General features: G+C 34.1%; 20 protein-coding genes and 1 pseudogene. 8 read left to right on the top strand and 13 right to left on the bottom strand.

The window, feature by feature from the left end:
* Nucleotides 1-6: 6 nt before the first annotated feature.
* From EPK97_RS17415 to EPK97_RS17450, 8 genes are all read right to left on the bottom strand, one after another.
* A complete protein-coding gene (locus EPK97_RS17415) occupies nt 7-1932 on the bottom strand; it encodes an ATP-dependent helicase ComFA (protein ID WP_162037906.1) in 1926 nt (641 codons plus the stop codon).
* Between the two features lie 224 nt (nt 1933-2156).
* Complete coding sequence (locus EPK97_RS17420; RefSeq protein ID WP_162037908.1) at nt 2157-2564, bottom strand: hypothetical protein; 408 nt, start codon at nt 2562-2564, stop codon at nt 2157-2159.
* A 119-nt stretch (nt 2565-2683) separates the two neighbouring features.
* Nucleotides 2684-3403 (bottom strand): response regulator transcription factor, encoded by a 720-nt coding sequence (locus EPK97_RS17425; RefSeq protein WP_162037909.1) that lies wholly within the window; start codon nt 3401-3403, stop codon nt 2684-2686.
* A 6-nt stretch (nt 3404-3409) separates the two neighbouring features.
* Nucleotides 3410-4567, bottom strand: coding sequence for a sensor histidine kinase (locus EPK97_RS17430; protein WP_420826806.1), 1158 nt, complete (start codon nt 4565-4567; stop codon nt 3410-3412).
* A 217-nt stretch (nt 4568-4784) separates the two neighbouring features.
* Entirely contained in the window at nt 4785-7448 is a 2664-nt protein-coding gene (locus EPK97_RS17435; protein WP_162037915.1) for a stalk domain-containing protein, read from the bottom strand.
* 306 nt (nt 7449-7754) lie between these two features.
* Nucleotides 7755-8957, bottom strand: coding sequence for a methionine adenosyltransferase (gene metK, locus EPK97_RS17440; protein WP_162037986.1), 1203 nt, complete (start codon nt 8955-8957; stop codon nt 7755-7757).
* Nucleotides 8958-9165: 208 nt separating this feature from the next.
* Nucleotides 9166-9432, bottom strand: coding sequence for an alpha/beta-type small acid-soluble spore protein (locus EPK97_RS17445; protein ID WP_162037916.1), 267 nt, complete (start codon nt 9430-9432; stop codon nt 9166-9168).
* A gap of 162 nt (nt 9433-9594) precedes the next feature.
* Nucleotides 9595-10173, bottom strand: coding sequence for a GNAT family N-acetyltransferase (locus tag EPK97_RS17450; RefSeq protein ID WP_162037917.1), 579 nt, complete (start codon nt 10171-10173; stop codon nt 9595-9597).
* Between the two features lie 172 nt (nt 10174-10345).
* Between EPK97_RS17450 and pdxR the strand changes: the two genes are divergently transcribed.
* Together pdxR and EPK97_RS17460 are read left to right on the top strand one after the other, a co-directional pair.
* The gene (gene pdxR, locus EPK97_RS17455) at nt 10346-11836 is read left to right on the top strand and encodes a MocR-like pyridoxine biosynthesis transcription factor PdxR (RefSeq protein ID WP_162037918.1); all 1491 of its coding nucleotides are present in this window, start codon (nt 10346-10348) and stop codon (nt 11834-11836) included.
* 207 nt (nt 11837-12043) lie between these two features.
* Nucleotides 12044-12601, top strand: a complete 558-nt coding sequence (locus tag EPK97_RS17460; RefSeq protein WP_338075731.1) for a L,D-transpeptidase family protein — start codon at nt 12044-12046, stop codon at nt 12599-12601.
* A gap of 50 nt (nt 12602-12651) precedes the next feature.
* Here EPK97_RS17460 and EPK97_RS17465 read toward each other — a convergent pair whose 3' ends face one another.
* Nucleotides 12652-13491, bottom strand: a complete 840-nt coding sequence (locus EPK97_RS17465) for a DUF2785 domain-containing protein (RefSeq protein WP_162037919.1) — start codon at nt 13489-13491, stop codon at nt 12652-12654.
* A 94-nt stretch (nt 13492-13585) separates the two neighbouring features.
* Nucleotides 13586-14530, bottom strand: coding sequence for a helix-turn-helix transcriptional regulator (locus tag EPK97_RS17470; RefSeq protein ID WP_162037920.1), 945 nt, complete (start codon nt 14528-14530; stop codon nt 13586-13588).
* A 184-nt stretch (nt 14531-14714) separates the two neighbouring features.
* On the opposite strand from EPK97_RS17470, the gene EPK97_RS17475 reads away from it, so the two are divergent.
* Nucleotides 14715-15536, top strand: coding sequence for an MBL fold metallo-hydrolase (locus EPK97_RS17475; protein ID WP_162037921.1), 822 nt, complete (start codon nt 14715-14717; stop codon nt 15534-15536).
* A 130-nt stretch (nt 15537-15666) separates the two neighbouring features.
* Nucleotides 15667-16515, top strand: a complete 849-nt coding sequence (locus EPK97_RS17480) for a sulfurtransferase (RefSeq protein ID WP_162037922.1) — start codon at nt 15667-15669, stop codon at nt 16513-16515.
* Between the two features lie 103 nt (nt 16516-16618).
* On the opposite strand, the gene EPK97_RS17485 is transcribed toward EPK97_RS17480, so the two are convergent.
* Nucleotides 16619-17731, bottom strand: coding sequence for a Gfo/Idh/MocA family protein (locus tag EPK97_RS17485; RefSeq protein ID WP_162037923.1), 1113 nt, complete (start codon nt 17729-17731; stop codon nt 16619-16621).
* Nucleotides 17732-17757: 26 nt separating this feature from the next.
* Nucleotides 17758-18282: a zinc ribbon domain-containing protein gene (locus EPK97_RS17490; RefSeq protein WP_162037924.1), complete on the bottom strand. Its 525-nt coding sequence runs from the start codon at nt 18280-18282 to the stop codon at nt 17758-17760.
* Nucleotides 18283-18429: 147 nt separating this feature from the next.
* Here EPK97_RS17490 and EPK97_RS17495 point away from each other — a divergent pair.
* Nucleotides 18430-18597 (top strand): annotated as a pseudogene (locus EPK97_RS17495) (LOG family protein); the annotation flags it as partial.
* Between the two features lie 71 nt (nt 18598-18668).
* On the opposite strand, the gene EPK97_RS17500 reads toward EPK97_RS17495, so the two are convergent.
* Nucleotides 18669-20396 (bottom strand): DUF3298 domain-containing protein, encoded by a 1728-nt coding sequence (locus tag EPK97_RS17500; RefSeq protein WP_162037926.1) that lies wholly within the window; start codon nt 20394-20396, stop codon nt 18669-18671.
* Nucleotides 20397-21040: 644 nt separating this feature from the next.
* Between EPK97_RS17500 and fabF the strand changes: the two genes are divergently transcribed.
* The 3 genes from fabF (at nt 21041) to EPK97_RS17515 (ending at nt 23959) form a co-directional block, all read left to right on the top strand.
* Nucleotides 21041-22270, top strand: coding sequence for a beta-ketoacyl-ACP synthase II (gene fabF, locus EPK97_RS17505; protein WP_162037927.1), 1230 nt, complete (start codon nt 21041-21043; stop codon nt 22268-22270).
* 361 nt (nt 22271-22631) lie between these two features.
* Nucleotides 22632-23165, top strand: coding sequence for a PadR family transcriptional regulator (locus EPK97_RS17510; protein ID WP_162037928.1), 534 nt, complete (start codon nt 22632-22634; stop codon nt 23163-23165).
* Between the two features lie 2 nt (nt 23166-23167).
* Nucleotides 23168-23959 carry an alpha/beta fold hydrolase gene (locus tag EPK97_RS17515; RefSeq protein WP_162037929.1) on the top strand — a complete coding sequence of 264 codons (792 nt, stop codon included), beginning with the start codon at nt 23168-23170 and terminating at the stop codon, nt 23957-23959.
* Nucleotides 23960-24068 lie beyond the last annotated feature (109 nt).

Raw genomic sequence — 24068 nt, forward strand, 5'->3', positions numbered from 1 at the left:
TCTATCTTATCTAGAGTATTCTTCCTTCAGATATCCTTTTTGCTCAGCTAATGTATTCATTTGTTTGATTTGTTTCATGGTCACTACCTGACTTTTTGTTTTCTCATTTGAGAAAAAGTACACTTTTCCATCGGGATATTGCGCTGACCTCCCAGCTCGTCCTGCCATTTGCACTAAAGCCGCTTCATCAAACATGTTAGAGTCCGCATCGATAATATAAACATCTGTATTAGGTACCGTTACCCCTCTTTCTAATATCGTAGTTGTCACTAATATTTGAATCTCTCTATTTCGAAAAGCTTGTACTTTCAGCTCTCGTTGTTTATCGATTGAAGAAACGCCTTGCACATTTACATCCTTACATTTTGTTCTTAAGTATTGAACAAATGGGTTGATATACTTTATTTTCGGTAGAAAGATAAAACAAATCGCCTCCTTTTTCATTGTGTCTCTGATACGTTGTAATAAACCTTTCTCTACTCGGAATTTATTTATGGGCCCTTTTAATGATGTGAATTCAATTTGATCATTTGAACAAATGTGATGTAAAGATGGGAAAGATACTCTTTGAGGAATAGGTAACGGATGTCGATGGTATCGTACGGGCACTTTCACATGAGGAAGTTGACCTTGTTCTATCAATTTGACCATCTGTGCAGGAGGTGTGGCTGATAACATGATGTATCTCCCTTGTGGTTTGCATGCTTTCATTGCAGCATACTGTAACATACCATTGTTATGAAAAGGAAAAGCATCTAGTTCATCAATAATGATGCAATCAAACTTTTGCCAAAAACGAAGCAACTGATGTGTTGTAGCAATGAACAAATTTCCTTCTTCCCATTTTTGAGGGCTTCCACCATACAGGGTTACGATTTGTAAATGCGGAAAAGCTTTTTGTAAACGTGGTTGCAATTCAAGAACTACATCTTTTCGGGGTGTAGCCAGCATCACTTGATGACCATTATTTATTTCTTGTTGGATTAAAGGAAAAATCATTTCCGTTTTCCCTGCACCAGTAACAGCCCATATTAAAAAGTGGGGAGGTTTTGTTGCCGTAATGTTATGTTTCATTTCATTTAAAAATGCTGATGCAGTTCTCACTGCTTCTATTTGTGGTTGGCTTAAGTTCCAATGTTTCAAATCACTTGATGGGTGCATCTTATTCATTAAAACTTGTGATTGCATGTGGGATGAAGATGATCCTTTCCCCTGAATTAGCGGCGTACAATACCTGCTTTTCCCCATCGTAATGCAGTGCTCACAATACAGGCAATTTTCTTCACAAAATAAACATAATGTTTCGTACATGTATTCTCTACCGCTACCGCAACGATGACAAGTCATTTCTTTCTGTTGCTGTAACCAAGGGAATGATTTTTTCTGGTTCATCGTTACTCCACTTTTAATTTCAATTTGTCCTGTTAAATATAAGTGTTGAATGATCGCTGTCCATTGATCTTCGGTTGTGTAACCTAACCTTTTTAATACATGAATAAATTCAGCTTGTAGTAATTCTCTACCCTGAATGGATTGTATAATTTTACTTTCCATTTTCGAATTCATGTTGAAATCAGCATGGTTCTTATATTGAACTGCTTGAACAAATTTGAAAGATAGCTGTTTCTGTAGATTTTCACTTAACTGCACATGTTCCTGATGTAGAAGCATAAAACGAACCCATTTTTGAGTCAGTTGTTTACTATCTTGATTCGAATATTTTAATCGAGCAAATGAATGAAATATTTTGCAATACTCCAAGGCTATACCTAACGGTAACTTCGGCTTAAGCACAACGATATACGGGTGATTCCTTTGTCTGAACCAATACTGAGCATCTACTTGCATCTCAAATGATACATACCATCTCCAAAAATTTCGTTTACCATCTTGATCCATTGAATGATTTACAGCATATAAATGGACTTTCATAATTCCCTCCATCTCACTTGGCATTAGTAAAATTGTACCCCGACTAATAACATCCACATCCATGTGGATCAATCATAAACTGCTACGTCCATGTGGTAATTCTGACACCAGTCCATCCATGAGCTGGTAACTGCGAAAAAAACACCCAATCAGCTTATTGCTGATCGGGTGTTCTTCACTCCGATAGATTTTATTATTTTTTTGTCTACTAAACGAAGCGTTTTTTAAAGTAATAGGATATTTTGTAAACAAAAATCCTTTGTTAAATCGATAACGGTTACATTTTTATCAAACATATTATTTTCTAAATTAAATTTCTCATTCATTGGAACACTTTTAATCTGCACATCCTTATGCAAAATCATTCGATTTGTTATGGCAAGTGTATCATCTGTTGATCCTTTGTCCACAACGGTTATTTTTACCTCTTTGCCATGTAACCAAAAAAAGAAAAAGATGGATCGAAGAACCCATTCAATTAATTTTTCATTCTGATATGAGATGATGACATAGTGAACTTTATGAAGTCCAATCTCTCCCTTTTTTTTAAGGTGAAAATAATGGGAAACATGAACGATTAGTGCACACAAAACATAAATTCCTATAATCGTTAAGATTCCAGATATCATCACATGTTCTACCTCCCTTATATGTCATCATATGCCATAAGGGATTGTAGAGTTCCAATTGGATATGCAAAAAGAGGTCTGAGGGAATAAAATAAAATTCAAATGATTTATAGGATTTTATCTTAAAGTGTGACCCAACCTTTTTTAATTGAATTAATTACTGCTTGAGTACGATCTTCTACTTCTAATTTCTGTAATATGCTGCTCACATGATTTTTTACTGTTTTTTCACTTATAAATAATTGCTCGCCAATTGCTTTGTTATTTCTACCTTCTGCCATCAAACAAAGGACCTCCGCTTCACGTTTTGTTAGAGGGTTTTCTAAATCATATATGTATCGTACATTTGAAGTTACCTTTGATTGCTGCTCCTGTGGTTTGGCAATCCCAGTTTCATTTAAGTAAGTCATTCTTCTTAAGTGGTTGATTAATTTACCGGATACTTTCGGATGTATGTATGAATACCCTTTCACTACAGAGTTAATCGCATGAATTAACTCATTTGATTCCATGTCCTTCAATAAATAACCGGATGCCCCTTTTTTTAGGGTCTCAAATACATAACTTTCGTCATCATGAATAGATAAAATAACAATTTTTACAAAAGGAAAATGTTGAGTGACTTTCTCTGTTGTTATTACACCATTTTCATTTGGCATATTAATGTCTAATAAAAGAACGTCGGGTTTATGCTTCTTACAGCATTCTAACACTTCACTGCCATCCCCGCATTCAGATATGACTTCCAACTGATCCTCCATTTCTAAAATTCTTTTTAACCCTTCCCTAAAAAGAGCGTGGTCATCTGCAATGATCACTCTTACTTTATGATCATTATTCATACTATCTCACTCCTTTTCTTCACTCTCATTGACAGGTACCTTCATCGTAATTTGGGTACCTTTATTTGATGCAGAACGGATTTCAAAGTCTCCTTCAAGAAGTTCTACCCGCTCGCGCATCCCGATAATACCATAATGACTACCACCAAGAATTTTTAGTTCCATTTGTTCTACATCAAATCCTAGTCCATCATCCTCTAAACAGATAGAAATCATTTCGTTCTCAAAGGAAATATCTAATTTAATTTGAGAGGCATCTGCATGTTTATACGTATTCGAACAAAACTCTTGCACAAACCGATAAATCGCAACTTCCATTGCTGATGATAAACGAATTTCATGTCCATGAACATCAATTGAGGTTTTTAACACATATTTTTCCTCAAAATCATGTAAGTACTTTCTCAACGCTGGAACAAGCCCTAAATCATCCAAAGCCATCGGTCGAAGATTAAAAATAATTTTCCTCACTTCTTCTAACCCTGATCTCATTTGGTTTTTAAAATCATTGAACTCATCCATTAACGTATCGTATTTCTTTTTACTTAACATACGTTCGACAATTTCGGTGCGTAATACTAAATTCGCCATAGATTGAGCAATTCCATCATGAATTTCCCGGGAAATCCTCTTTCTTTCCTCCTCTAGTGCCAAAATAATTTTCAATCCGATAAGTTGTCTGTTTTTTGCTGTTTCTAGGATGCGAGAAACTTGGCTTAAGTCACCTTTCAAATAATCAACCACAACATTCATTTGAGAAACAACGTTTTCTGCACGATGAATCGTACCTTCGATATTTTTAATTCTTTGGTGCAAATCATCTCTTCGATCTTTTAGATTCTTTTCCTTCTCACGATAAACAATTAACTCAATTTGAAAGTTATTTGCTGTTTCATAGGCTCTTCGAATATCGTTTTCTCCATACTGATGCAGGTCCCGACTTACTTCCGAGAGTCTGTTTCTAGCATCTCTAAATTTTAATTCAAAATCATCAACAATACGTATAACTTTGTCGATTTCTCCCATGACTCTAATTAAATCATTATTTAAAACTTCTAACTCAGAGCGAGCACTTTCAGAGATTTCATATATTTGATACTTGCTATCATCCATGACTTCCATTGTTTTTGTTATGACTTTATCGATAGCATCCAAGTTCGTCACTATATATCCTACTCCCTCTCTGGTATTTCAAGCCGAAATTATGTATTGTAGATTCTTTAAAGAGAAAACATAGGTATCTAAAATAAACTTTAATACCTATAAATAGTAGCCTTTCATGTCGTTTGAACGCCATAAAAGTCTACTATTGTCGAAATATGCGCCTATATCTTAATACTACCATAATTAAGCAAGAATGAAAGTAAATTGATGTCAATATTTATTCCATCGTGATTTTCTTTGTTGTTGAATCCCAGCCTACTTTCCAGCCAAAAAATTCTGAAACGAATCGTAAAGGAACCATTGTACGATTATTAATAGCAGAAGGTGGAACATCTGAGGTTACTTTATTCCCGTTTAAATTAATATCTGGGTCGTTAATCCATAATTCTATTAACTGATCCTCTTTAATTAAAATCACTTTCTTTTCTACTGAATCCCATGTGACTTGTCCACCTAAAGCATCTACAATAAAACGAAGTGGAACCATCGTTCTACCTTCCATCACAACAGGAGCTTGATCTAACTCCTGAGAGATACCGTCAACTGTAAGAATTTGTTTATTTAATGTCATCTCAACTTTTGGTTTAATAATCGCTGGAATTTCACCTCTATACATAAAGAAGATGTTATCAAATGCAACAGAACCAGTGACTTCCCTATCATTTTGTCCAACATCAGGACTTACAATATATAACCTTTTCATTTTTATAGGATACGTTAAATTATAATCTGCTAGATTAACGTTTACTGTTTCCCAGCCTTCCCAGTTCACATTTTTTGAGATATCTATTTTTTGAACATCACCATTACCATCAATAACTTCGGCTCTAACCCAGTTGTAACTGTTATCACCAAACAAGTCTACTTTCAAGAATTGAGGCTCTCCATCTACCTCTATTCCCTCGTCATTGTTAAAGACAGCATATGCAGCCTTATTTACAGTTTCACCTTCAGAAAAGTCATAGTCTAATCTAAGACTTTGATTGTTGGCAGATTCACGTTGGAAGGATAAGTCCCCACTCACAAAAGAAGGATAAACTGTAAAAGATACTGGAACTTCTTCTCCAAGATTGAAATCTTCCCACTCTCTCAACATTCCTGCAGATAAGGTTAACATAGAACTATAACCATCATATTTAGCAATGATTTTACCAATTCCTTTATTTCCAAGTTGATGAACGGTTAGTGTATCTCCATCCATCGTTCCTGAAAAACCAATAAACTCCCAATCTATTAATTCAGCTGGAACCGTGCGTTTGACTCCAGATTCAGATTTCACAAAAACAGGTAGTTTATACGTTCCGCCTTCAACGAGCATATTAGAATTGGATGCAGAGAATCCCATGTTGGACAAATTATGTCTTCCTATGATTTCTATTTCCAAGCTTTCATTAATATCATTTGAGGTAGCAGTAATTTGAGTTGTGCCAGATTGTTTAGGTGTAAATACGTCCCCTTCAAAATCCCCAATTGGATTTGCTATCAACCAATTCACATCCAATTCACTAACATCTATTGGATTATAATATTCGTCATATGCTTTCATTTGATAGGTTGTTTGTTCATTTTTGAAAAGCGTTGTTTTTCCATCTAAAAACATTCCCTTCAATTCACCTTCTGGAGCTGTTGAATATACACCTACCCCATTTACAACATTTCTTTCACTTCCATATTCGGGTTGATTGCTTAGTTCAACATCAAATTCAGCCAACGGACGTGATACGAGTTGAGTTGAACCTCCACCATCAAGGTTGATCCCATTCCAAATACCAAGCTGTAACATCAATTCTTGTAATTCACTTAATCTTAATCCATCACTTTCACCATAGTGATCTGCTGTCACGATGTAAACATATCTTTCATCTTTAGAATAACCAATTGCCGTCCTAGAGCGATTCCCCAATAAACTAGATACATCCCTGGAAAAATCTGCGGCTTTCCCATCTTGTATTAAAACGGTATGGCCACCAATCAGCATTTTAAAGTCGTCTTCTTTTATATTCTGACCCTCATCACTTAGCGAAAGAAGTTCATAATCTGTGTCAATCTCGTCGCCTACTTGCATGTTTTCTGTAACAAACTTCGCTGCTTTACCATGGGCTCTTAAAATGTACCCATCCTTCGGAGGAGTCATCGGTAGAAATTCCCCTTCAGAGATTTCTTCAATCACATCATCTACAACTAAGACTTCTGTAGGTGTTGTTGCACCATCTGCAGCTCTTTGCTCACTTCCCCAAGCATCCGTGTAAACATATAAAGAATCTGCATGACTATGTAAATGACCTGGCTCCAACCACGCATACGTTTTATTCATTCCCCTAAGGGGATAACTTTCCCCATTCTCGGCTGTCACTAATCCCTCAAATGCATAGAGTCCAATGACAGGTTTATTGGCTTCTGTAATTCCAAACGTATACATACCCGTTAATTCACTTGGAGATGCCATGATTTCTCCGTCAGATATGGTCGGTCCAAGGGGTACACCCTCTGAACTCATTGCATAAAAATCACCATTCACTCCTGCAACTGCATCTGTATATTTCACCATATTTTGAACGGTTGATCTTTCTGTAAACTGTCCGTGGGCACCTGTCATTACATCTAACTTGACATAGGGATTATTTAAATCTAACTTAATAACACCAACCTCTGTATTGATATATTCTCCATCTCTCTGCATTGTAAAAGTATAATTTTGTAATACAGCACCTGAGGTAATCATCTCTTCACTCAATAATTTAGCTGAAGCTGCTTCTACTTGTGATATATTTAACCCTGATATAGGTGAAAATAAAAGCTGAGCGCTTATAAAACTACTTACTACAATTGGAATGACCTTTTTACTGAGAAATCTGCCTTTGTTATTATGTTTATATTTCATATTCTCTCTCCTAGTTTATTAATAATCATGATAATAGAAATTTTTGAACAACTTTAATAGATTTAATAAAATTCTTTTTTCCTCTACTAATTAGACTACAGAAGGTGACAAAAAGTTACGTTTTTTTTATGAAATTTTATGAAAAGTTGAGAAACTAGCAAATATATGTAAAACGAGGTAGATTTAGTGCTTTTCACAGATAAAATCAAAAAAAGCACTGATGATTTACTCATCAATGCTTAATAAATTAAAAACACTTTTAGATTTTACTTATCTGTTCGATTATTTATTTTCTTTTTTTATAATTTATTGAAGTTCATTTTTTAGTAATTCTATTTTATCTGTACGCTCCCAAGGCAAGTCAACATCTGAACGTCCAAAATGGCCGTATGCTGCCGTTTGTTGATAAATCGGTTGGCGTAAATCTAACATTTTAATAATTCCAGCTGGACGGAGATCAAATATCTTGCGTATCGCTTCTACAAGTTTTTCTTCACTCACAACACCTGTACCAAACGTATCAACACTAATAGATACCGGTTGAGCAACACCGATTGCATAAGCAACCTGGACTTCACATTTGGTAGCTAAACCTGCAGCTACGACATTTTTTGCAACATATCTCGCTGCATATGCACCGGAACGATCCACTTTTGTCGCATCCTTACCAGAAAATGCTCCGCCTCCATGACGTGCATATCCTCCATACGTATCAACAATAATTTTGCGTCCTGTTAACCCAGCATCTCCTTGAGGACCTCCAACAACAAAACTTCCAGTAGGGTTAATAAAATATTTTGTATTCTCGTCTAAAAATGCAGCAGGCACAACAGGTTTGATTACATGCTCGATAACATCTTTTTTAATTTGTTCTAAGCTTATGTTTTCATGATGTTGTGTAGAAACAACGATCGTGTCTACTCGGATCGGTTTATCATTTTCATCATATTCGATCGTAACTTGTGTTTTACCATCTGGGCGAAGATAATCTATAATGCCTTCTTTTCTTGCTTCAGTTAAACGACGGGCCAATTGATGAGATAATGAAATGGGTAAAGGCATTAATTCAGGTGTTTCATTCACTGCAAATCCAAACATCAAACCTTGATCTCCAGCACCAATACTTTCAATTTCACTTTCACTCATCTGACCTTCTCTTGCTTCAAGCGCTGTATCTACTGCACGTGCAATTTCAGGTGATTGCTCATCAATGGATGAAAGTACAGCACATGTTCTGTAATCTAAACCATATCTCGCATCAACATAACCAATGTTTTTAATTGTGTCACGAACAAGACCAGGAATATCAATGTATGTAGCAAAATCACTACTAATTTCCCCAGCAACTAGTACTAATCCAGTTGTAGTGGATACTTCACAAGCTACCCGAGCATTTGGATCTTGTTTCATAAAAGCATCTAAAACGGAATCTGAAATTTGATCACATAATTTATCAGGATGCCCTTCTGTTACAGACTCTGATGTAAATAAACGACGACTTTTTTGCATAGCCAACTCAATCAACCTCCTACTAATAAATAAACATAAAATTTATATAATCATATACAAAAAACGAACCTTTTCCCTAGGGGAAAAGGTTGGTATTATTAATGAACCTTCAAAATATTATATTACTTGAATTGATTATGAGTGTCAAACCTAATACTAACGGTTTTAAAAATTTTTTAATTAAAAAAATATCCCAATTGAAGTGGAGCTATGAATTTAATAATACCTGCTCTGCTTGTTGAATTAATCTTGCTGTAATGGCTCCGCCAACAGCACCTGATTCTCTTGCAGAGATGTGCCCCCAATAATCCTCTTTTAAAGCTTGTTTTGGAACGGTACCTAGCTCTGAAGCAAATTCACTGTAATAGTCAACTGCTGCTTGCTGTCCCACCGATAATCCTAGCTCTGATGCAAACTCATATTTCCATTGATTAATCGCTGATTCACATCCAGGTACAACTTTTTTGTTAGCCATCAGATTCACCTCCTATCGTTATATATGTAGTATCACCGATAGGGAATTGCACAACACTCATAAGATGTTGTCATTACGGGAAGATATAAGGTAAACATCAAAATTATGTTATTAATGATGTATAGTTTTGGATAAAAATATTGTTCAAAATGTAGTGATTCATTATAAAGACGATTCTAATTTCTTTTTAACAGCCAACCATTCTTCTTCAATAATACTGTAATAAACCGCATTTCGAATAAAACCATCTGGAAGGACACGGTCTTTTCGTAAAATCCCTTCTCTATGACCTCCAATTCGTTCAATCGCTTGCAATGATCTAATATTTCTCTCATCTGCCTTTAATTGCACTCGAGTAAGATTAAGTTGTTCAAAGCAATATTTTAACAACAAATATTTACATTCCGAATTCACTTTTGTTCTCCAAACAATAGGATTTAACCATGTCCAACCTATTTCTAAATGACGATCTTTTAAATTGATATGGATGAAGCGAGTACTACCTACAATTTCATTAGACTGGAGATCCACGATTACAAATGGTAACGATGTACCTTTTTTCTTATCAGATAGAGCTTCCATTACTAATTCCTCCATATCTTTTATGTTAGAAACCCTTCGCGGCATATAATCCCAAATCTTCTCTTGCTTTCCAGCCTTAAATAATGCATTCGTATGTTCTTCTGTCATTGGGATGATTTTCACTCTTTCCCCTATTAATTCATGATCCTGAAGTTCCACAATAATTCTCTCCTCACCTATTTTTCTTGTTAAAAGTTTCTATGAGTTTAATCCAAAAATTGATCAAATAAAAGTTCCAATTTATAATGATTTTTATAGACCAATTTTAAAATAGAACTGATAAAAGAAATTCTTATGAATAATTGTTAATACTTAGGAAGGGTCTGATTTCATGGATTTTCATATCCCCTTAAATAGTTATTTGCAAAAATACCGTTATAAATATGCTGCACTTTACCATGCGATACATGACGAAATTATTACTGGCAAACTTAAAAAAGGAACAAAACTTCCCTCCACCCGTCAATTTGCTATGATTTATGAAATTTCAAGAGGGATTGTAAATCAAGTATATGAAATGTTAACGGCGGAAGGATATTTGTCATCCGAAGTTGGCAAAGGAACCTTCATTATTTATGAAAGAAAACCACTCGAAGAGAATAAACAAAAACATACATATAATATACGACTCTCTGATTGGGGTGAACGATTATCAAATCTTAATCATCAATCAATGCCTTTAACATCTGCACTTCATAATGAAAAAAAATGTATTTATTTTAAAATAGGCTCACCTGATCTTAGTTCTTTCCCCTATGAGGCTTGGAATCGTTGTTTATATGCGCAGATACGTGAAACAGCCATTCAACCAATAGAGGATATGAACCATACTCGGGGATACTTCTCATTAAGAAAGTCGATCTCCCTTCACTTGTTAAAAACCAGAGGTATACAATCAACACCAGAAGAAATTGTCATCGTGAATGGTTCTATGCAAGCTATTGCTTTATGCTCTCAGTTGCTCATCAACCCTAAAGATCAGGTGATTGTTGAAAATCCTTGTTACAAAGGGATTCACAAAGCCATCCAAGCCGCAGGAGGGATCGCTGTACCCATGGATGTTGAAAAAGATGGGATCCAATTTCAAATGGACAATTGGCAATCAAAACTTGCTTTTGTTACACCTAGTCGCCAATATCCTACTGGTGTTGTATTAAATTTATCAAAAAGGCAAAAAATACTGGAGTGGGCAAACAATAATAATGCATGGATTATTGAGGATGATTATGATAGTGAATTTCGATTTAAAGGAAGACCTATAGAACCTTTAAAAGTATTAGATCATCAAGATCGTGTCATATATATTGGTACTTTTTCAAAAACGATGAAAACTGAATTGAGAATTGGTTATGTCGTATTGCCCAAGCAGCTTGTTCAACCATTTTATCACTCAAAGCAATTATATGAACCGCATGCAACAGGTATTATGGAACAACGCGCTCTAACTTCTTTCATAAATCAAGGTCTTTATGAACGTCATCTAAGAAAAATGACAAGAATATATCAAAGTAAACACCTAACATGCTTAAACATGTTGAAAAGTAAATTGTCACATTTATTTTCATTTAATGAGTCGGATGCAGGATTACATATTTTTGGGAAGTGGTTATTAAGTGATATAAAGTATGATGTTTTAAAACAAAAATGTGGAGAAAAAGGAGTCTTCTGGACTGATTCAACATGTATGGGTTTAGGTAATCATTCAAATAAACAACACACTGCATGTTTTGGGTTTTCTCATTTATCAACAGAGGACATTAAAACAGGGATCAATCTAATTGCAAGCATTGGTGAAACACTTGACTTCATTCATCACGCATAACTTAATATCTGATAGGGTAAATTGAAGATAAAGTGATTTTGGCAATGCAAAAAAGGGTATTCATGCCAGGGGGAGAGTGAAATTCTGTACCTATTCACTTCTAAAAAAAGCGTAATAAAAAGATTAATTATCCTTTTCTTACTGTTACTTAACTTAAATTTAAATGGAATTGTTGCAGAGGAAAATAATGATGATATCAAGATATACATAAATTTATGGAAAAACGAACTTTTAGTATATCATGGAAATGAAGTTGTACAAAAATTCCCCGTCTCTCCTGGACGAAGTGGGTATCCATCTCCTGTAGGAACGTTTAAAATAGCTGAAAAAGCGACAAACTGGGGCGGTGGCTTCGGTACGAGATGGCTTGGGTTAGATGTGCCTTGGGGAATATATGGTATCCATGGAACAAATAAACCTTGGTTAATTGGCACTTCAGTAAGTAGTGGTTGTATACGAATGAGAAACGAAGATGTGGAGAAATTATATAAAATGATTCCAGTTGGGACAAAAGTAGAAATTGATGGTCCTATAGACGGCATTGATAAAAGAGAGTTCAAAAAACTATCCAAAGGAAATTCTGGGAATTTAGTTTTATTATTACAACAAAACCTGAAGTCACATGGATACTATAAAGGGAAAGTAACTGGCATTTTTGATGACGAAACTGAAAATGCAGTAAAAAAACTACAAAAAGATTATGGTTTAATTGAATCTGGCGTGACATCAAAAAGGGAATACAGACGGTTAGGTATGATTGAATGAATAACGATCTATGGTTTTTCACCATAGATCGTATTGTTTACATTTAAATTTTATTTGAATTTATTTACACTCTCTAGCACTTCTTCTATAGCATTTAATATTTTTTCATTTGGTTGCAGATTTTTAAGTCTAAAGTATAAACTTCTCATAAAGTTCTTAATATTGAAAGTGATACAATCATCGACATGATACACATTTGTTTTTTCAAATTTCTCAAAACTTTTGACCCAAATAACAAGTTCACCTTCACTAAGGATATTTCTTTTCACAATGTTTATAACCGCTGTTACCAACCGTTCATCCTCTTCATTAATATAGGTGTAATCGTTGATAGACACTTTCTCCTTGATGACTTCCAAAATTTCCATCAATTCGGATTGTTTCAATGAACTGCATATAGCTAGTTCATCTAATGCATCTGCAGCATGTGCTGTAGAGTGAGCCCAACCCTTCTGTTCTACATATCCTCGAATATCTTGCTCTGATTTTGTATAACGAACAACATCTCTATGAACTTTAAGTACCTCTTCTTCTGCCAACAGTTTTTCTCCATTTTGGTTATGAAACCAAATCACTGCTGCAACGATTAAAATCGAAAACGCTCGATTAAAAACAGAATCATCCTCTTTTACTCCAACATTATAAAACAAATGTTTTTCGCTTAAAGATAACGCTAATATTTCTTTCATTTGATCTTCAGTTATGATTTTCTTACTAATCATTGTCCAAAGACCTGAATAAATAAGGTGATCCCTCAACTCTAGATCAGTTGAACCGATATTTTCCATCATTTTTAAAGATAACTGATAAGGATCAACCTCTTCTGGAATTTTCCATTCATTATTTTTAATTTCAATTAGTAATTCTTTTAACTGACTTACCTGTTTCATATCTCCGTATCTCCTTTTTATCTATTGCTTTTTCTTTTATATATCTAACCTTTTCACAAATTGATCATAACAAAACAACTCTGACATATACCTGTCAGAGTTGTTCATATTTATTTAATATTTTTTTACACTCCTGTTTGATTTGGTCAATAAGATCCGGTGGTTCTATGATCGTTACTTCTTCAGCATTAATAATAGATAGTTTAAGGATTTCCTCTAAATAAGTAGAAATTTTTAATCGTACTTTATCCATACCCTCTTCTTTTATTGCATATTTGAACATGTAGTCTTGTTTCACAGTTTCATATAAATGTTTATTCATTTCTAATTTAACGTCTATATACTCTCTATTATTAGCCTTATTTTCAAAATAATCATGGATAGAAGAAGGTGTATATGTATTTTCAGTAATGTCCATTTGGTGGATTCTATCTAATCTAAAACACCGCTCCTCTTTTCTAACATGACAATAACCATCAAGATACCAACCACCTTCATCAAAAAATAAAAGATATGGCGTAATTTCTCTTTCCATGATTTCATCTTTTTTAGGTGTATAGTATTTGATTTTTAAATTCTTGTATTCAAAAAAGCTCTCTATAATTGGTTGCATCATATCCCCTCTATACGATTCTGGGGCAATTTTATTTATAAAAAAAGTAATCCGATTTAATAACTGAAGGTATTTCTCCTTCTTGTCGTCATCTAATATATTTAAAAGTTTATATTTTAATGATTCGTAATCTTCTCGCATATTTGGAACTTTGATGATTTCACCTAATCTTAAACTCAATAACAAATATAAAATTTCATTTTCACTAAAAGCAACGCTAGGTACAAAATAGTTATCATCTAATTCATAACCGCCACCAAATCCTTCTAGTGCAATGATCGGTATATTTAACTGACTTAACGCTTCAATGTCTCTATAGATTGTTCTTTCACTGACTTCAAACTTTTCTGCGATTTCTCCAGCTGTCAGTTTTTTATGTTCTTTTAAAGCATATATAATGCCAACTAACCGCTCCATTTTTTTCATTAGAATGACTTCTCCTTATACACTCCCACAAACGAAGCTTAATACTAATCTTCACTTCTTATCTTCCCTATCATATATCAAATGTAATAGTTTCTGAAGAAATTTGTTACATTTAACATCTTTCTTTTTGTTTTGATATACTAAGTGCAAATGAACGTTAGAGGAGATCAGGGAGGGCAATCATATGATTCAATTTAAAACAGAACATATCACCGTTTTTCAAAGCAGCTTGTATTGTACAACTTCCACAGTGATTCAGACAAAAGATCTACTATTTGTTGTTGACCCAACATGGTTACCACATGAAGTAGAAGAGATTAGAAGTTATGTGTACTCCATCCAAAAAGATAGACCCATTTATTTGTTTTTTACACATTCAGATTATGACCATATTCTTGGATACAATGCATTTCCAGATGCCATTTCAATCGGAAGTATCGAAATGGATCAAAGAGATGATAAAAATGATCAAATTGATAAAATTAAAGATTTTGATAGTCAGTATTACCTACAACGTGATTTTAAAATAAAGTATCCTGAACTTAACATCGTGGTTAAAAACAATGGACAACAACTACAGGTTGGAGAAACAATTATAACTTTTTACAAAGCACCTGGGCATACGTTTGATGGATTGTTCGCTATCATTGAACCACTAGGTATTTTCATCTCTGGTGATTATTTAAGTGATGTAGAATTTCCTTATATTTATGACAATAGCACTGCCTATGAACAAACGATGAAAAAGGCAAAAGAATTGATCAAAAAACATAATGTGACTTGTTTAATTCCTGGGCATGGACATACTACAATGGATATCTCTGAAATGAATCGCCGTATTGAAACATCAAGCACATACGTACAAGAAACTAGAAAAGCGGTGTTAGAAGATAGAGAAATAGAAAGTTATAATTTAATTAAACATTACCCTTTTTATAAAACGATGAAAAATGAACACCAAAGGAACTTTTTTCAAATTAAAAAAGAGCTTGAGAAAAACATTTAAATTAATTTAAGCACATATTAAAACAGCCCACAAAAGTGTAGATAAGTATTCAGCTAGACAATAAAAAGGTATGTTACAATCAAATAAAGAATACATATATATCGTTTGTAAATCTGTAACGATTTAGAAAATGTTGAAAGGAGGAGAGAGCTTGAATCATATTGTAGAAGCAAATTGGTTAAAAGATAATCTTTCTAATGTACGTGTGATTGATTGCAGATTTGAATTAGGAAATCCTACTGCAGGACTTCTTAGTTATTTAGGCGATCATATCCCTGGGGCATTATACTTTGATTTGAATCAGGATATGTCTGGAAAAGTGAAGGAACATGGTGGCAGACATCCACTACCTAATCTCGATGAGTTTTGTGAGAAGTTATCTACAGCAGGCATTGATCATAATACAACTGTCATTGCATACGACGATCAGGGCGGTGCGTTTGCCTCTCGATTTTGGTGGATGTTAACTTACCTAGGTCACAAAAAAGTAAGTGTGTTAAATGGTGGATACACTTTATGGAAAGAAAAAAATAACCCTGTTACATCAGAAATACCTATGATACAAAAAAAACCATTTATTCGTGACATACAAAATGACCTTCTTGCATCCATGCAAGAAGTGAAGGAGCGTATTGGAGATAAAAACTCCACCATTATCGACTCAAGAGAACAAATTCGTTACGATGGAATAGAAGAGCCTATCGACATCATTGGGGGACACATCCCATCCGCAATAAACGCTTTTTGGAAAAACGGATTAAATGATGAAGGAACTTGGAAAAGTATAAATGAACAGCAAAACCGATTCAGCCAGATCGATAAACAAAAAGAAGTGATCGTTTATTGTGGCTCAGGTGTTACCGCTTGTCCAAATGTCCTTGCTTTAAAAGAAGCGGGTTTTGAAAATGTAAAGCTATACTTAGGCAGCTGGAGTGATTGGATTACTTATAACGATAATCCAGTCGGTACTAATGAATAAAAATTACGGATAACCAAGCGAAAATCACATCCTATAATAAAAGAAAATGTAAAGAGCACATTAACCCTTATCGTTGATGTGCTTCTAATTTTATATAACAAAATCATTTCATCATTTCTCCAAAGTTATGTTGATTGATCCCACATGGTAAAGGTTTTGGTTGTTCACAGGTGCTTTGCAATTCATAGTACTGCCCACTTTGCGAGGCATCATGAAATCCATGCATAACTTCAAGCACATGGTACATGACATCCCCATTTGCACGATAGGAAGTATTATTTAATATACCATTTGCCATGTCTGCTACTCCAATCCCTCGGCTATTTTCAATAAACCCATGAGTTAACGGAATCTTCAACCATTCACTATCCTCTTTTCTTCGAACATACACTGGACCATCAAATGTATTAGGGTCTGGAACTACTAATGAGCCTGCTGTTCCATAAATTTCTATGTTAGGAACGTGATGATGCCATACGTCAAAACTGGTAGTTAATGATACAACCGCTCCATTTTCAAAATCAAGCACACCAGAAATATGAGTTGGTATATTCACTTTTATCTTTTTCCCATAGTTAGTCTCACTAGTGACCAATCGTTCTTTTAATGCCATGGATGTTGAACCACTTACTCGATGGATCGGTCCTAGTAAATGGATTAATGTACTTAAATAATAGGGTCCCATATCAAACATCGGTCCACCACCTATTTGGTAAAAAAATGTAGGGTCTGGGTGCCACCCCTCTGGACCATGACTCATGATACTTGCTGTTCCAGCAACAGGTTCACCAATTAATCCATCATCGATTAGCTTTCGACAAGTTTGAATGCCACCACCTAAAAATGTATCTGGCGCTCCACCAACCAATAATCCTTTTTCCTTTGCTTTATGTAATATTTTTAATCCATCTTCTCTTGTAACTGCCAATGGTTTCTCTACATATATATGTTTACCTGCCTCTAAAACACTTAGACATACCTCTGCATGTGCAAGTGGTACCGTTAAATTGATTACCAATTGAATTTCTTCCATCGCTAACAATTCTGCAACTGTACAAGCATATGGGATATTATATTTCTTAGCCTGCTGTTTTGCTCTTTCTATCTCTAAATCTGCACAAGCAATGATCTCAAAAATATTGAATAATTGATTGTTATGCAAATAAATCCCGCTTATATTTCCACAACCTATTATGCCAACTTTCATTATATTCATGAGTCTTCTCCTTTATTGAGATTTAACTAAACTCTTTCTCCACATTGATCACAAAATTTCGCATTACTTTCATTTAACGCACCACATTTTAAACAAGTTAATTGCAATGATTGAGCACAATTTTTACAAAACTTTGCATCTTTTTCATTAACCATTCCACATTTTGAACATTGTAAACTCTTTGTTTGGGAATCGGTCTCTTGACTGGCTCCTTCTCTAATGGCTTTAGAAATATTTCGAATTCCATCTGAAGACTGTTTACTTAAATGATTAAAGGTATCACTTACCACTGGAGTATATTCTCGTGATTGGTACCGAGCTACAGCACTACCATAACCTAAACCAGAAATTACTAAACCTACAAAAATTAAAGGTAATCCAACAAACATCAACCAAAAGTATTTCGGTTGTTCAAAACCTTCTAAAGTAAAAAAATCCACCATGGCTATCACAATAGAAATAACACCTGCAAATAAAATGATTGGACCAATCACCCTTAATATTTTCCTTGTTTGTTTATGTTCTTCTATTATGAATGTTTTCTTATTCATTAATATTCCCCCAATACTCGCATCTCTTTTCTTATCTAACAATACATTGATCATGATAGTGTATACTCTATTCATAGTATGAAGTTCCAAACTTTCAGTTATTTATTATTATACCTTCTTGAAATTTTAATGGGTATTGAATAAACTGAACGAAAAGGAAAAATGGGGGAATTGTCGGATACATATATCGCAATACCTGGTGGACTCGGTACTTTTGAGGAATTATTCGAGGTTGTAAGCTGGTCCCAAATTGGCATACATCAGAAACCTATTGGTCTTTTTAATGTACAAGGATACTTTGATCCTTTAGTTGAAAGTTATACTTTTCTATATAAAAAAGAGCAGTGGATTCATTCACTGCTCTCTTCTTTCATAATGTTTTAACATTAATTCTCAAATTTTATTTCATTTTTCTCGTCTAATGTAATGGTTTCTCCCAATACTATTTCAGTGAATGAAATCGGTACATAAACTCGATTTTTATAAGATGCTGACTCCAATTCCAATACCTCTGATTTGTCATCATCGATAAAAACTTCCCTATCTCCTTCCTTAACAGAGATTTGAGTCATATCTTTGAATAATATTACAGATTTCGTTTGTGGTTCCCATATTACTTTGTAGTCAAAATGTTTGCCTAAATCCCTTAATGAAAGCATGGTTATCGGAGCCTCATTTACCGTTTTTGTATAATAGGAAACTTTATTTTTTTCATTCTGAATAGAATCATCGTTATTCTGCTCGGATACAGTAGATAGCTTGCTTAAAGGTATTTTTATTACAGGTGTACCCACATATCCTGCTGCAATTTCATATTCATTAAAAATGAGAACAAGCTGCTCACTTTCAGTATAAAAAGCTAAGTCCTCTCTTAAAGAAGTTAACTCTTGTTGAAAATACTTATCTGTATCTTGATCTATTTCTGCTTGAATTAACTTTATTAATTGTTCTTGATCATTCACAATATCACTAATTTGAAATTGTTGACCTTGGGCATCATTTTTTAAATTAATAGACTGAACTGTTTGCATACCGCTTCCTGCTATTGTGTATTTTGATGTTGTAATGATGACAGACAACAATTCATCTTGATTCTCCTTAACATCATAAGACATATGAAGTGCAAGTTTATTCCCTTTTGTATCGATGTTAGTTGCTATAAGTTCACTAACTTCTTTTTCAATTTCATCTTTTGCAATTTGATAAATCTCATCGATTTGCGCTTCCACTGATTTTTGAAGCTCTTTATTTGTAATACCCTTCAATACTGGAAGCTCTCCAGATATAACAACCAAGTCTTCCTCGATAGAAAGTGTTTTAGATTCAACAGAGATTTGTGATTTCTCATAATCTTTAGCTATTTCCAATTGATCTAAAGGAATTGTGATCGTAGGTGTACCTACATAACCTGCTGCAATTTCATATTCATTAAATACTACATTTAGTTGATCATTTTCTACATAATAACCTTGATCTTCTCTTACAGACTCAAAAGAATCCTTAAATAATTGATCATTACTCTCAATTTCTTTTTGAATCAGTTGATTTAATTTTTCTTTATCTGTTACGAAATGTTCCAATTCTACAATGTGTCCCTTTGTATCATCAATGATATTGATGGAATCTACTTCATTGATTCCATTGGCTGCAATATATCCCATCGTGTAAGTTTTAAATACAATTGAAACCATGTTCCCAGAAATTTTCACCTCATAATTAATAAATAAACTATATGGACCTGTTGGTGAATCATGGGGACCTGATATCGCATCATCACCTAACTCTTTTTGTTCATCATTAAACAGTTTTGACTGTTTCTCTACTTCGGCTTTTTTTTGTTCTACAAATTGTTTAATTTGTTCGTTCACTTTTTTTTGAAATATTTCATCCTTTAATCCTTTGACAACGGGTAATTCACCTTCAACTACTACATATTCATTCTGGGAAGTATACTCCTTTGATTCAACGGTTGCTTCAGATGATTGTTGCAAATCAAAAAGAGCTAACTCCATTGCTATTGGCTGAGATGAAATCGATGAATTTGCCAGGGAAAATTGAATTCCCCCAAACAGTAAAGTACCTGATAATGTTAATAAAATAGCTGTTTTTTTCATTTATGTTCACTCCTGTTTTATATGATTTGTTTACATGACTTATCTTAACTTGTTCCTTTTTATAAAGGGTGACAAAGAGTTACAAATTGGTTACATTTTGGAACAAAAGCTCCTATCGAAGCTTCTCGGAGAAGTAGTCGAATACTTCATTTAGTGGTAGCTTTTGTTGAAACTTAGAATTTGGAAAACTTATAAATTCTTAAGTTATAAAGAAAACTCGCTGATTGGCAAACCTTTAGGTGAAGGCAGAAGGGTAGTTGCACTTATACTTTTTTCATTTGAAATATTTTATAAATTCTTTAAAGTGTAAAGAAAACTCGCTGATTGGCAAACCTTTAGGTGAAGACAGAGGGGTAGTTGTCAGCTCAGGAGGTGCTGATGCCGATGTTGCCACATGGAAGTGGCCAGAACTTAGTCGGTCTTCATGGTTTTAAAAATGAAATATAATGAATAGGAAACAATTTAGTACCAAGTTCTAATACTAAGTGTTATAATAATACATGGAGCATCTAAATGATTACTACATCCAAAAGACTATACGTAATATAAATTGAATAAATCGGAAAGCTATAGTGAATGTAATTAGTATGAGCTTTCTAAGAACTATTTAAGATTAATCATTTTAAAGGAAAGTAGGAGAAAATATGAAACGTAGAGTTGTAGTTACAGGTACTGGTATCGTCTCACCTCTAGGGAATAATATAGATACATTCTGGGAAAACATTAAACAAGGAAAATCAGGGATCAACAAATTTAACCCGGAAGAGTATAAAGGTATCAGTACCCAAATAGGTGGGTTAGTTAAGGGTTTCACTCCAGAAGAATATTTCGATCCAAAAGAACTACAAAAATATGATTTATTTGTTCAGTATGCTTATGCAGCAACAAAACAAGCACTTGATCAAGCAAATCTTGATATGGAGCAAGTAAATAAACAACGAATCGGAGTTTATATGGGGTCTGGTATTGGAGGGATGAATACCTTATTAGATAATCACAATGCCATGTTAGATAGAGGACCTCGAAGAGTCTCTCCGTTTATGATTCCCATGATGATCAGTAATATGGCTACTGGAATCATATCTATTAAAACAGGATTTTGTGGACCAAGTTTTTCTCCTGTTTCCGCTTGTGCAACTGGGAATCAAGCGATAGGAGAAGCTTTTCTAAACATCCAAAATGGTTATTCAGATGCGATTTTAGCAGGTGGGGCTGAAGCTACGATTAATCCTTTAGCTTTTGCAGGGTTTTCAAGAATGAAAGCCATGTCTACTCAAAATGAAACCCCAACAACAGCGAGTCGTCCATTTGATGCAACACGTGATGGCTTTGTAATGTCCGAAGGTTCAGGGGCATTATTTCTTGAAGAATATGAACATGCAAAAAAACGAGGAGCCAAAATTTTAGGCGAAATTGTTGGTTATGGAGCAACTACAGATGCTTATCACATTACGACACCAAATTATCAAGGTGCAGCTAACGCCATGAAAATCGCTATGGACATGGGAGAAATCCACCCAGAAGATGTGGATTATATTAACGCTCATGCTACAAGCACGCCTGAAGGCGATAAATCAGAAACAAAAGCGATCAAGTCTGTCTTTAACGATCACGCATATAACTTAAAAGTGAGTGCTACGAAATCAATGACAGGTCATATGTTTGGTGCAGCAGGTGGAGTGGAAGCGATTATCACACTGAAAAGCATCTCTGAAAACATTGCACCTGCAACAATAAACTATGAAAATCCAGATCCTGAATGTGACCTGAATTGTGTTCCAAATGAAGCAGTTGAAACGAACATTAATGTGGCTCTATCTAACGGTTTTGGTTTTGGTGGACATAACGCTGTCATAGCGATGAAAAAAATATAGTTTATGCTGATTCGTATTTGAGCCACTAGCTTGAAGAGTTTGATTTTAAATTAGCTGTGTTAGTAATGCTGTCTATAATTTATAGAGGTTGAATTTATTTCTTTATAAAGAACAAGGAATAGGACCGAAATAGAGGAATAACGGTCCTATTTAGGTCTTCTTTTGTCGTAGCTGTAACATTATGATTTTGGATCTTTGTACAATCAATCCACAACAATTTCCCCTCATCACTTTCAATTAATCGAGCTCCATGTTTTCATCACCAAAATAAACATATTGTACATTAGGGATCAATTAGTAATATTGATTTACATTCCAACATATATTACTTTTAGATATATATCTAAAAGGGTGGTATACCATGATTTATGTAATATTAGGATTATTAATGCTGAGAAAGATGACAGTTTACGATATAAAAAATGTGCTCGAAAGAGAAGTTTCACCTTTTTATGCCGCCAGTTATGGCAGCATTCAAAATGCGATTAAAAAACTTTTAAAGGAAGAGGCAATAACGTACACAGAATCTATTGATAATGGGAGGGCAAAAAAAGTATATCAGCTAACTGAAAAAGGAAAAGAAGATTTTATAAATTGGCTTAGCTCTGAGATAAACATTGATACTCCCAAAGATGATGGATTATTAAAACTATATTTTTATGGTTTTCTAAACATGGAAAAACGCATTCGTTTATTAGAAAAGTACACAAGTGTTTTAAGAGAAAAAATACACAGTTATAAAACGTATCAAACCAAAGCTAAAGACTATAAAATCCCCAACGGGTATGGTGAAATTGCTGACTTTCAATTTACAACTTTAGAATATGCCATCAGGCATTATGCTTTTGATTTAGAGTTTTACGAGGAGCTTCTAGAAAAAATGAAAGGAGGGTAAAAATGAATGAGAAAACTTTAAACTATAATGGATACGATTTGTATTATTACACAAATGATTTAAACAAAAAGGAAACGATAATCTTTCTACACCCTGCTTTTAGTGATCATTCCACATTCATAGATCAATTTCACTCTTTGTCTGATCAATATAATATGATTGCTTTGGACATGATTGGTCATGGTAAATCTCAACCTATTAAAACATCTGATGATATAGAAACGACATTACAACATGTGAAGGATATTATAAATGAAAATAATTTAGGAGTTTGTCATATTGTAGGGGTATCTTTAGGGTCCTTAGTCGCTCAAGGTTTTGCTAGTAAATACCCTGAACTTACCAAAACGGTTACAGTCGTTGGTGGTTATAGTATTCATAATTACAATGAGAAAATTTTAAAAGCACAACAAAAGGAAATCTTTAGAGTCATTTTTAAGATCATGTTTAATAGAAAAGGATTCAGACATTACATTGCACAAGTATCAACTTATAAAAAACATGCATACGACCGATTTTATGAATCAAGTAAACATTTTAAAAGAAAATCCTTAAAATACATGCAAGGAATGCAGAAGATACTAGTCAATTCTGATAAATCAGTAGGATATCCTTTACGACTAATTTATGGAGATCAAGACTTGGAGATAACCCTAAACCATGCAAAACTTTGGAATGAACAAATCCCTGAATCAAAACTCCATATCATAAAAGATGCAGGACATTGTGTGAATATGGAGCAGCCAGAAGCATTTAATGAAGTACTAATGCAATTTCTTGAGTCGTATAGCTGACAAAAAAGTCCTTCTATTCTAGAGAATATAAGAAAAATCTTTGTGTGAATCGACTCGACAGCAGGTCTCGTAAACCAAAAAAGACACCTATTCGGTATCTTTTTCCTCT

Origin of the sequence: Chengkuizengella sediminis (assembly GCF_010078385.1) — a bacterium.
Taxonomy (GTDB): Bacteria; Bacillota; Bacilli; order Paenibacillales; family KCTC-33759; genus Chengkuizengella; species Chengkuizengella sediminis.